Here is an 11,707-nt window from a genome sequence, read left to right as displayed (position 1 = left end):
GTGGGACAATTGATCCGTCGACGCCACAGGTTGTTCCGATCGGTGAGTCAAAGACATTTACCATTACGCCAGGCGGGTGCTATACCATTAAGGATGTACTCGTCGATGGTGAAAGTCAGGGTGCAATCTCCACCTACACCTTCGAGAATGTAACCGAAGATCATACCATCCATGCAGAGTTCCAGATAAAAACGTATGAGATTCTGGTGAACCAGAGTGAAGGTGGAGTGATTGAGCCGGCAGGTGACGATGGTATTGTGACGGTCAATTGTGGCAGTACACAGTGCTTCAACATCACTCCTGATGAAGGAAATGTCGTATATGATGTGATTGTTGACAACAGTTCGGTTGGAGTGTATGATCAATACTGCTTTACCAACATCACGGGCAATCATACGATTGATGCAGTCTTTGTTATCCCACCGGAACCAGATTTCGAGGCAGATCGGATCAGGGTACCACCAAAGTATCCGGTGACCTTCAAGGACTTTACCAGGAATAATCCAACTGACTGGCTGTGGGACTTTGGTGATGGTGAGATTACCACAACCCGTGAACCGGTCCACTATTATGCAGAAGTTGGGAATTACACAGTGACACTGACGGCATATAATGCAGCAGCTCAGGAGGGAGTCAACAAGACAAAAGAGCACTATATTGAGGTCACAAAGAATCCGATTGCGAGTTTTACCGCAAAATCCAAGGGCGGAATCCTTCCGCCAGGTGTGGAGATTGAGTTTATTGATACATCATTAAACACTGATGGCGTCGCATACGGCTGGGTCTTTGGAGATGGACCGAAAGGAGCCATATCAAAGAATACAACGCATGTATATAATGCACCCGGTGTGTACCAGGTAACGCATCAGGTCGAAAAGCCGTTTATCGCCAAGGATTATGCCTATGAGACGATCACCATTCTGCAAAAGCCGGAGGCAGACTTTATCGCACATCCGGTTTCAGGAAAACCGCCACTCACGGTTCAGTTTGAGGATCGCTCACAGGGATTCCCGACCTCATGGCTCTGGGACTTTGGTGACACCGTCAAATCATATGACCAGAACCCGGTTCATATCTATTCAGAACCTGGGAACTACACAGTAAGCCTGAGTGTCTTTAGTGATGAGGGAAGTTCAGTAAAAACGAAAGACGGATATATCACCGTCCAATAACTATTTTATCGTCCTTCTTCCATCTCTTTTCGAAGGGCAGCTATCTGATCCCGAAGACGGATTGCTTCTTCAAAATCAAGTCTCTGGGCAGCAGATTTCATCTGTGATTCAAGATTGATAATAAGATTTGGCAGAGCTGATTTCGGGACCTTTTTCTTTTTGCCCAGGTCGATTACCTGTTCCCGGACCGGTTTCTGGATGGTCTTTGGGGTTATTCCGTGTTCATTATTATATTGAATCTGAAGAGACCTTCTCCGTTCTGTCTCATCAATTGCTTTCTGCATGGATCCGGTTATGGTATCTGCATACAAAACAACGAATGCATCAGAGTTTCGGGCTGCACGTCCGATAATCTGTATAAGGCTTCGTGCATCCCGAAGAAATCCTTCCTTATCTGCATCCAGTATCCCGATAAACCCTACTTCCGGAATATCAAGTCCCTCTCTGAGCAGGTTAATGCCAACCAGAACATCAAAGGTTCCGAGTCTTAGTTCTCTGATGATCTCAGTCCGTTCCAGAGTATCAATATCTGAGTGAAGATAACGGGTTTTTATCCCATGTGACAGGAGATATTCGGTGAGTTCCTCTGCAAGCCGCTTGGTGAGGGTTGTTATCAGGATACGGTCTCCCCGATCAATGGTTCTTTGGATCTCGAATTTTATATTCTCCATCTGTCCCTGGATTGGCCTGACTTCTACAACCGGGTCAACAAGACCTGTTGGTCTGATAATCTGTTCGACAATCTGGTTTGAGTGCTCAAGTTCATAGTCACCAGGTGTTGCCGATACACAGATGACATTCTTCAGGTATTGTTCGAACTCAAAAAACCTGAGTGGCCGGTTATCAAATGCAGATGGAAGGCGGAATCCATACTCAACAAGGGGGATTTTCCGCGATCGATCACCATTGAACATCGCCCTGATCTGGGGGAGGGTCTGGTGACTCTCATCGATGAACATTAAAAATCGTTCTGGAAAATAGTCCAGCAGGCAATATGGTTTCTCGCCCGGTTTTCTTCCGTCAAAGAACCGGGAATAATTTTCAATCCCTTTACAGGATCCCGTCTCTCGAATCATCTCGATATCATAGAGAGTCCGCTGACGAAGACGGTAAGCTTCTAACATTCCAAGATACGGAAGCCTCTCGTTCATCTCCTTTTCTATCTCGATAAGTGCCTGCTCTTTTTGTGCCTCATCAATGACATAATGACTGGCCGGGTAGACATAGATATGCCGAAGTCGCTCGACCGGGTTTCCAGTGGTCCGGTTGATCTCGGTGATCCGTTCGACTTCGTCCCCGAAGAGTTCGATCCTGATAATATTGGTATAATAACTTGGGACCAGGTCAATGATGTCCCCTTTGACCCTGAACCGCCCGGGTACAATCTCTGTTTCGTTTCGTTCATACAGGTTATCAACCAGACGGCTGATAATCTCCCGTCTGCTTATCTTCTGGCCGATCCCAAGATCAAAACCCATTCGTTTATACGTATCAGGCCGGCCAAGACCATAGATACAGGATACTGATGCAATGACGATAACATCATTCCGGCTTAAGAGTGAAGCAGTTGCCGAGAGGCGCATCATCTCAATTTTTGGATTTATCTGTGCATCTTTCTCGATATACTGGTCCTTTTGAGGAATATATGACTCGGGCTGATAATAATCATAATATGAAACAAAGTATTCAACCCGGTTCTTTGGAAAGAAGTCACGAAATTCATGATATAGCTGTGCTGCCAGTGTTTTATTATGGGCAATAACAAGGGTTGGTATCTGGAGTTGTTCGATGACATTTGCCATCGTAAAGGTCTTCCCTGATCCAGTCACTCCTAGTAAGGTCTGAAATGATGTTTCTTTTCTGGCACCATCGACGAGTTTTCTGATCGCTTCTGGTTGTGATCCGGTGGGTTTAAAAGTTGAAACCAGTTCAAATTGTGTCATTCTTTCATACTCTGTTGTCTCAGTTTCTTTTGATATGTGATGGCAAACCGGTGAGCTTCATCCCTGATCTCCTGGATAAGGAGTGATGCCGGGCTCTTTTTTTGAATTGAAAGCGGAGTATTTCTGCCAGGAATATAGATCTCTTCTTCCCGTTTTGCTATGGAAATTATGGGGATGGAAAGATGAAGTTCCTGGAGGACAGTATGAGCACTCTTCACCTGTCCAGGTCCTCCATCGATCACGATAAGATCCGGCATCGGACCATTTTCCCGCAGAAGCCGGGAATACCGACGTCGTACCACTTCAGCAATTGCTGCATAATCGTCGGATGGTTTTTCTGTTTTTATTTTGTATCTGCGATAATTCTTTTTATCAGGCTTTCCATCCCTGAATAAGACCATGGATGCAACCGTTCCGGTTCCCCCGAGATGCGATATGTCAAAACATTCAATCACGTCCGGTGGGGTCTTCATGTGTAACGCTTCACCAAGTTCTGCAAGTCTTATCCTTCCGGTAAAAAAGGAGACTTCCAGGTTTTTAGAGGCAAGATCAAGCAGGTGTTTTTTCTCTCCCTGTTTCGGGACAGTCAGTGTCACGTGCGTTCCTCTGATATGAGTTAAGTATTCAGATATACCTGATCCGGGCAGTGAAGGGAGTATAAGTTCATTGGGCGGTTTATTTGTTGAATAATACTGAAGGATAAACTCATCAAGGAACTCTTCAGTTTCCGGAAAAACAAACTCTTCTTTACTGGTAAGCGATCCGCGTTCGACATGAAAGAGAATGAGATACACTGTTTCTCCTGACACAAGGTAGTTGATGACATGTTCATCTGACCGTGTCTGTCGCTGCACATACTGTCGCTGGGAAAGATGTTCTATCGCGGCTATCCGGTCCCTGATGATGAGTGCCTTTTCATACTCCTCATGTTCAGCAAGTCTTGTCATCTCCTTTTTAAGATCAGTAATAAGATCCTGGTTTTTTCCTTTGAGAAGGTAATCTGCACTTTTTACGAGGTACTGATACTCCGGCTCTGATATTTTCCCTATACATGGAGCAGCGCAGGTTCCAAGATGGGATCGAAGGCAGGCGCGTTTTGTCATCTTTTTACAGGTTCTGAGGTGAAATGTCTGTTTTACAAATCTGAGTATCTGGTCACGCTCTGCTGCGGAGACGAAAGGGCCATAAAGTGTCCCGTTTTTTTTATCTTTCCGATCACGTGCGATTCCTATCCGGGGAAACGGGTCATTGGAGATATGAATGAATGCATAACTTTTTGCATCTTTGAGATTGATGTTAAATCTGGGCTGGTGTTTTTTAATCAGGTTGTTTTCTAGAATAAGTGCTTCGACCTCAGATGAAGTAACGATTACATCAATGTCCCTGATACGTGAGACAAGGATATCCAGACGAGGGTTATTGCTTTTTTTCTGAAAATAACTTGATACCCGTTTCTTAAGATTCCTGGCTTTCCCGACATACAGAATTGTGCCGGTTTCATCCTTAAACTGGTAACATCCCGGATCTTCAGGGATGCTTGTCAGATCGATTGTCACGGATCCTGCTTATCCATTCCTGAAGTAAATATCATCGCTTGAAAATCTATCCCCGCCTTTTAATGCTTCTCTTTCTGGGTAAGCATTTTGGCAAGGAACATTCCTGTATAACTGGCAGGGTTTGCCGCTACCTCTTCCGGTGTTCCGGTTGCAATGATCTCTCCACCGGCATCTCCACCCTCCGGACCAAGATCGATGATGTAATCTGCAGATTTGATCACATCAAGATTGTGTTCAATGACAATGACGGTGTTTCCCTTTGCAACAAGTTCTGAAAATACCTGAATCAGTTTCCGGACATCATGGAAATGAAGTCCTGTTGTGGGTTCATCAAGAAGGTACACCGTCTGTCCGGTCGCCCGTTTCGACAGTTCCCTGGTTAGTTTGATACGTTGTGCCTCACCACCGGAGAGTGTCGTCGCACTCTGCCCAAGTTTGATGTATCCAAGTCCCACATCTACAAGGGTCTGTAATTTATTCCTGATTTTGGGTATGGCTGAAAAAAGTTCTATTGCCTCATCAACACTCATTGCCAGAACATCAGCAATGGATTTGTCTTTATATTTGACTTCGAGTGTCTCCCGGTTATATCTGGTTCCCTTACACTCTTCACATTCGATGTAGACATCAGGAAGAAAGTTCATCTCGATTTTTATCAGCCCGTCTCCCTGGCAGGCTTCGCACCGGCCTCCCTTGACGTTAAACGAGAACCGGCCTGATTTGTACCCCCGTATCTTTGCCTCTTTTGTTTCTGCAAAAATGTTTCGGATCTCATCAAACACCTTCGTGTAGGTTGCAGGATTTGAACGTGGAGTTCTGCCGATGGGTGACTGATCAATGACAATGACTTTATCAATAGGATCATCACTGGTCACAGTCGAATACTTACCTGCCTCTACCCTGGAGTGATAGACCATCTTTTGCAATGCAGGATAGAGGGTATCATAAATAAGAGATGATTTGCCGGATCCGGACACCCCGGTGATGAGCGTCAGTGTCCCTATCGGAATTTTCGCGGTAATATTTTTCAGATTATTTTCCTGACATCCGGTTATGGTGATATACCGATCATTTTTTCGTCGTTTTTTCGGTACCTCTATCAGCATCCGTCCGGAGAGGTACGCACCGGTTAGTGAGCGTTCATTCTGTTCGATATCATGAGGTGTTCCTTCGGCAATTATCTCCCCGCCATTCAGTCCTGCACCAGGGCCCATATCAATCACCCAGTCCGCGGCCCGTATGGTATCCTCATCATGTTCGACAACAATCAGAGTGTTACCGAGATCCCGGAGTTGTCTGAGGGTGTCGATGAGTCGGTTGTTATCCCGCTGGTGCAGTCCGATGGATGGTTCATCAAGCACATAGAGCACTCCCATGAGATTGGCACCTATCTGGGTTGCAAGACGAATCCGTTGTGCTTCACCACCGGAGAGTGTTCCGGCACTCCGGGACAGGGTCAGGTATCCAAGACCGACCCGTTCAAGAAATGTAAGCCGTGCAAGAATCTCCTTAAGAATCTGACGTGCAATCTCCTCTTCCTTCTCTGTCAGCTTCAGAGTGGTAAAGAATGCAATGCTCGCAGTTATTGAGAGGTCTGTCAGATCGATAATGTTTTTATCAGCGATCCGGACGGCGAGAATCTTGTCTTTCAGCCGTTTTCCATTGCAGGCCTGACATGGAGAGATTCGCATGAATTTCTCCAGTTCTCGTTTCCGGTATTCAGAATTCGTCTGCGTATACAGACGCTCAGCCTGAGGAAGCAGCCCCTCCCAGGTTCCCTTATGTGACCATTCTCCCTCACCCTGCCGGTAGCTCATATGGAATGAGATCTTCTCATGTGATCCATACATCAGGGCGTTGAATTGCTTCTCGGTCAGGTCTTTTATCGGAGTATTGACAGAAAATCCAAAGTGTTTTGCGACCGCTCCGACTAACTGTGACCGGTACCCGTCCAGAAAATTCCTATAGGTTGCAATTGCCCCCTCTGCAATTGATTTTTCCTTATCTGGGATAATGAGATCAGGATCAAAATCCATCCGGAACCCCAGACCTTTACAATCCGGGCAGGCACCAAAGGGACTGTTAAAAGAGAACATCCGCGGCTGTAATTCTTCAAAGGTTATCCCACAGACCGGACAGGCCATTTTGGCTGAATACATCCGGTCAGAACCATCTTCGCAGGTGACGATAATAAGTCCGTCAGATCGTGCAGCAGCCTGTTCGCATGCTTCGACAAGCCGTGAGTGATCAGAAACATCGAGCCGGTCAATCACGAGATCGATGTCATGCATCTTATACCGTTCAAGTGTTATCTCATCATCCGTCCGGTATATTTCCCCGTCTACCCTGACCCTTGCAAATCCCTCCTTATTCAGATCCTTAAAGAGTTGCTGATATGTCCCTTTCTTTTTCCTGATAAGAGGAGCAAGGATGGTTATCTGACCGGCACATTCTTCCTCTATCCGTTCGGCAATTCGTTCGGGGGACTGGCCCATGATGGGAAGGTTATGTTCCGGACAGTAGGGAATACCGATTCGTGCATACAAAAGCCGGAGATAATCGTAGATCTCGGTTACAGTTCCGACTGTTGAACGTGGGTTTTTTGAGGTTGATTTCTGCTCAATAGATATAGCCGGGGATAATCCCTCAATTGCGTCCACGTCCGGTTTATTCATGAGACCAAGGAACTGGCGGGCGTATGAGGAGAGTGATTCAACATATCTCCGCTGACCCTCTGCGTAGAGCGTGTCAAATGCGAGGGTTGATTTGCCTGAACCTGAGAGACCGGTGATGACAACAAGCTGATCACGGGGGATGGTGACAGAGATATTTTTCAGGTTATGCTCTCGTGCACCTTTGATAGTAATATTCTTCATGGTAGGAAATGAGTTCGATTTCAAAATACCGTTCTATGAGAGAGAATTCGATCTGTTCAGAAGTTTCTGTACCATATACAGTATGCCCCGATTCCTCAAATGGCTTATCTGTCTCTTTGCAAAGAAGACCATATCACGAAAAAAGGGTAGGGATTCAGGTTTGTGGCGGATGAACGGAATAAAATATTACTTTTTCTGTATGGTACCCAGGATCTCTTCTTTGAGACGACTGAACTCCTGCTTTGATATATCTCCGTCCTTATACATATTCACAATTTTATCGAGCTCCTGAATTCGTTCCTGAAGATGAGCCTCGCGTGGATCTGATGGCGCCTTTGTATCCTCTTTTCCTTCAATCTGGGGAGCCAGTACGAGCAACAAAGCTCCAAGTCCAATGACAATCCACGCAATAGGAATTGACAGTTCAGTGTTCTGTATCATCTGGGTCAATACCGGGTCCATCTGTCCGCCCATCGAGGGAGCAAGACCTCCGGAAAGAAGATTCTGGACTGCATACCCGATTGTAGTCGCAGAATATGCATCATATGCCAGAAGAATAAAAGCGAGACCTCCAGTCAGGTATAAGAATTTAATTTTTTCAGCATACACAAGAAAGCCCGCTACAAATGCAAGAATAATGTACAGGTATCCTGATGAAGTCGGGCAGTACAGGCACGTTACTCTTCCGATGACGGGAAGTTCAACATACATCGCAATCCCACCAATGAGGAGGGCAACTGCGCCGATATATCCAATTAATTTCTGAATGACTCCGGTTACCCTGGTAATATCAATCTCTTCATTGAGGTTCATGATTCCGCCTTGTAAGGATTATTCTTCCATGACAATTTAAAGGATCGGTAATTGATATCTAACGTCAGCACGCAATTCTCTGTATACATTCTATGCAGCCAGTTTATATTATCGGCCACCGGCAACCAGATACTGACAGCATTGCAAGTGCTGTTGCCTATGCCTCGCTGTTATGCCAGATACATGCAGGGCAGTATATACCTGCCAGATGCGGTGATCTGAATGCTGAAACCCAGTATGCACTGGAAGTTGCAGGCCTTGATGCTCCGGTGCTCATCGAAAATGTAGAACCATCAGTTGGTGATATTCCGTTTCTGTATACCCAAACGGCCCCCATGAATATTCCGGCCATTGATGTAGCGTTGCTGATGGATGAATACGACATCAGAAATATTCCTATTGTCGATAATGAGAACCGGTTTTTGGGGCTGGTCAGTGAACATGGTCTTGCACGGGCGTACGTAAGCCCCCATGCAAGTCTTCCCCTCAAAGTCGGACCAATCAGCCTGAAAGCACTTGCAAGAATCCTTCAGGCAGAAATAATCAATGCTGCACATGAGGAGATTCATGGAAATGCATCGATTGTTATTGATGCGCTCCATATCTCACTCGCCCGGCTTGGTCCGCAGGATGTTGCGATCATCGGTGACAATGAACCATCCCAGATTGCTCTGGTTGCAGAGGGTATATGCGCCTTAATTATTGCGGAAGGTGCTCATCTCGGTGAGCGGGTACGGGAGAGTGCAAAAAAAATGGGTGTCACGCTTCTGACCACTCCCCTGGATGCATTCAGTGTCGGGCGGCTTCTTCATTTATCAGGACCGGTTGAGACGATTATGGCAACCGATGCGGAGACGTTGCATCGGGATGATCTGGTTACTACTGCGGCCCAGATTGTATCAAACTCACCATACCGGACGGCCTGCGTAACGGATGAAGATGGTCATTTTATCGGAATGCTCTCGAGAAACTCGTTCCTTGAAGACGTTCACAAATCAGTTATCCTGGTTGATCACAATGAATATGCCCAGGCTGTAGAAGGAATTGAGACCGCAGAAATTCTGGAGATCATCGATCATCACCGACTTGGAACAATTGCAACCCTTCAGCCAATACGATTCAGGAATGAACCGGTTGGGTCCACCTCAACAATCATTACGATGCGGTACAGGGAAGAGCAGGTGATACCGGATAAAGCCATCGCTACAATCCTGCTTGCCGGAATTCTGTCTGATACCCTTGTGCTCAAGATGTCAACAACAACTGACCGTGATAGGGAGGCGGTTGCATACCTTGCAGAGATAGCCGGGATAAAGCCGGAAGAGTTTGGGAGTGAACTTATCAACAAAGGGATGAATCTTGACGGTGTCCCTATAGAGGAACTCATTGTGCGGGATATCAAAGATTTCACGCTTCATGACCGGTCGGTATCTATTGCTCAGATCATGACAGGATCACGGGATTTTGCTGAGTCGAATGCACGAGAGATCCAGGAGGCCCTTACCGGGTATCAGACCAGTCATGGGTATGACATAAGTATTGTTCTGGTGACTGATGTCATCGGACAGAGAAGTTTTCTGTTTGCCTCAGGTGACCATGGTCTGATATCAAAACTTGGATATCTCCATCAGCCTGTGATTCTTGAAGGAGTAATGTCACGGAAAAAGGATTTCTTCCCTATGTTTGGGCAGCGATTCAGACAGGTTATTCAAATCTGATATACCTATCTCCGTTTCCAGGAATGTGCAGCCCTGATTATGGTATCTGTAAAGCGCTGTGAAAACCATCCATGGGTATAACAGCCGACGGTATCATGAACATACATCCCGTCATATCCATTCATTATCCCTTTTCCTCTTGTAAGATGGATAGCATAGGAAGCGTCCCGGTCAGGTATAACAAATGAGTAATGAAACTCATGCCCTCTTACATCAATGCCTTTTGGGGTAAGCGATGTTCCGCCCGTGGTTTGTCCCTCACTATACCCTAAAGCCTGAAACCTGGGTGCCATTTCGCTTGTTCCCGGGAGAACCCCGGTCCAGTGGTAGGTTCTCTCTCCTGACAGACCGTTGGTGAGGTATAAAAGCCCTCCGCACTCTCCATATATCGGAAGTCCGTCATCGCATGCAGCCCGTATCTCATCACGTGCAGGTCCTTTTTCAAGCATATCTGCATGAAGTTCCGGGTATCCCCCACCTAGATAGAGGGCATCCACATCAGGGAGGTGATCCTGCATCGGGCTGAAATATATTAATGCAGCCCCTGATTTTTTAAGCATATCCAGATTATGCTGGTAATAAAAGCAGAATGCCGGATCTCTGGCGACCCCGATTTTCACCCTGTATGAAGGATGTTCTGCATGCTGCATTCTGATAGTAAGTGGCGGAGCAGAGGATGCAAGGCTCAGGATTGCAGGAATATCACAGGATTCTTCAATAATATCGACCGGCTCATCAGTTGTTGTTTCATCACCCATTACCAGTCCGAGGTGTCGGCTTTCTGTGTGAAATCTGGAATCCTTCGGTATAAATCCAAGTTGTGGTATCTTTGCACCGGTTTTGAGAATATCTGCATGCCGGCGACTTCCAACTTTGTTGAGGATCACTCCAGCGAGTGTGGAATCAGGGTCATAATTTTTAAAGCCTGATGCAATGGCATGAACACTTGTTGCCATTCCATGAACCGGGATTACCAGGAGAAGAGGGGCTTTTAAGAGTTTGGCGATATGTGCAGTACTGCCAAATACTGAGTCCATGCCATCATACATCCCCATTACGCCTTCGATAACAGCAATATCTGCACCTGCAGATCCAGCGTAAAGGGATTCCAAAACCCCCTCCTCACCGGCCATAATCACATCCAGGTTCCGGGAGACCCTGCCGCAAATACGGGTATGATGACTGGGATCGATAAAATCAGGACCGATCTTATATGGCTGCACAACAAGACCGCGTTTTTTTAAAGCAGCCATCAAGCCACGGGTAATGGTAGTCTTTCCACACCCGCTCTGAATTTCGGCAATGACTATTCGGGGTATGGAAAACCGGATATTCTCTCCCTCCTGATTCTCCTTCATGTTTCTCCTAAAAGAAATCTGACAGGGTTGTCCGGCTCGGATCCACGTCTGACCAGCTCCATCCGATGGGTTCAAGGATTCGGGAGATGGGTGACTTGATCGTCTTTTCAAGCATGAGTTCCAGGTCAGGAACAAACGCTGCCGGCACCTGGTCACCATATTCAAAACAGAGCACATCTGTTTTAGGATAGTTACCGTTCACGGTTTTAATGTAGATTCTCTTTGGTTTGCTTCCCTTTCCGAAATTCGTACCAAGATATGTGTTTGAGTA

The 11,707-nt window shown here is 46.3% G+C and carries 7 protein-coding genes and 1 pseudogene; 2 read left to right on the top strand and 6 right to left on the bottom strand.

All coding sequences use genetic code 11. From position 1 onward, the window contains the following. A partial coding sequence (locus tag PLA23_RS05265; protein ID WP_324474296.1) for a PKD domain-containing protein occupies positions 1 to 1,172 on the top strand: 1,172 nt, incomplete at its 5' end. A gap of 5 nt (positions 1,173 to 1,177) precedes the next feature. On the opposite strand, the gene uvrB is transcribed toward PLA23_RS05265, so the two are convergent. From uvrB to PLA23_RS05245, 4 genes are all read right to left on the bottom strand, one after another. Continuing rightward, complete coding sequence (uvrB, locus tag PLA23_RS05260) at positions 1,178 to 3,115, bottom strand: excinuclease ABC subunit UvrB (RefSeq protein ID WP_324474294.1); 1,938 nt, start codon at positions 3,113 to 3,115, stop codon at positions 1,178 to 1,180. Further along, the gene (gene uvrC, locus PLA23_RS05255; RefSeq protein WP_324474293.1) at positions 3,112 to 4,671 is read right to left on the bottom strand and encodes an excinuclease ABC subunit UvrC; all 1,560 of its coding nucleotides are present in this window, start codon (positions 4,669 to 4,671) and stop codon (positions 3,112 to 3,114) included. Before uvrC ends, uvrB begins: the two co-directional genes overlap by 4 nt. A gap of 59 nt (positions 4,672 to 4,730) precedes the next feature. Continuing rightward, entirely contained in the window at positions 4,731 to 7,547 is a 2,817-nt protein-coding gene (gene uvrA, locus PLA23_RS05250; RefSeq protein WP_324328979.1) for an excinuclease ABC subunit UvrA, read from the bottom strand. A gap of 186 nt (positions 7,548 to 7,733) precedes the next feature. After that, positions 7,734 to 8,360, bottom strand: a complete 627-nt coding sequence (locus tag PLA23_RS05245; RefSeq protein WP_324328981.1) for a hypothetical protein — start codon at positions 8,358 to 8,360, stop codon at positions 7,734 to 7,736. Positions 8,361 to 8,452: 92 nt separating this feature from the next. On the opposite strand from PLA23_RS05245, the gene PLA23_RS05240 reads away from it, so the two are divergent. After that, a complete protein-coding gene (locus tag PLA23_RS05240; RefSeq protein WP_324328982.1) occupies positions 8,453 to 10,078 on the top strand; it encodes a putative manganese-dependent inorganic diphosphatase in 1,626 nt (541 codons plus the stop codon). A 5-nt stretch (positions 10,079 to 10,083) separates the two neighbouring features. Here PLA23_RS05240 and PLA23_RS05235 read toward each other — a convergent pair whose 3' ends face one another. Then, positions 10,084 to 11,436 (bottom strand): cobyrinic acid a,c-diamide synthase CobB, encoded by a 1,353-nt coding sequence (locus PLA23_RS05235; protein WP_324474292.1) that lies wholly within the window; start codon positions 11,434 to 11,436, stop codon positions 10,084 to 10,086. A 7-nt stretch (positions 11,437 to 11,443) separates the two neighbouring features. Then, a pseudogene (locus PLA23_RS05230) lies at positions 11,444 to 11,707 on the bottom strand (DNA-directed DNA polymerase); the annotation flags it as partial.

It is taken from the genome of Methanospirillum sp., assembly GCF_035406105.1.
GTDB lineage: Archaea > Halobacteriota > Methanomicrobia > Methanomicrobiales > Methanospirillaceae > Methanospirillum.
This window is presented reverse-complemented; position numbering and strand designations above follow the sequence as displayed.

What these genes read in the sequence shown, in the direction of transcription:
- PLA23_RS05245 (WP_324328981.1), bottom strand. Translation starts at nt 8,360, where the DNA reads ATGAACCTCAATGAAGAGATTGATATTACCAGGGTAACCGGAGTCATT.
- uvrA (WP_324328979.1), bottom strand. Translation starts at nt 7,547, where the DNA reads ATGAAGAATATTACTATCAAAGGTGCACGAGAGCATAACCTGAAAAAT.
- PLA23_RS05235 (WP_324474292.1), bottom strand. Translation starts at nt 11,436, where the DNA reads ATGAAGGAGAATCAGGAGGGAGAGAATATCCGGTTTTCCATACCCCGA.
- PLA23_RS05240 (WP_324328982.1), top strand. Translation starts at nt 8,453, where the DNA reads ATGCAGCCAGTTTATATTATCGGCCACCGGCAACCAGATACTGACAGC.
- uvrB (WP_324474294.1), bottom strand. Translation starts at nt 3,115, where the DNA reads ATGACACAATTTGAACTGGTTTCAACTTTTAAACCCACCGGATCACAA.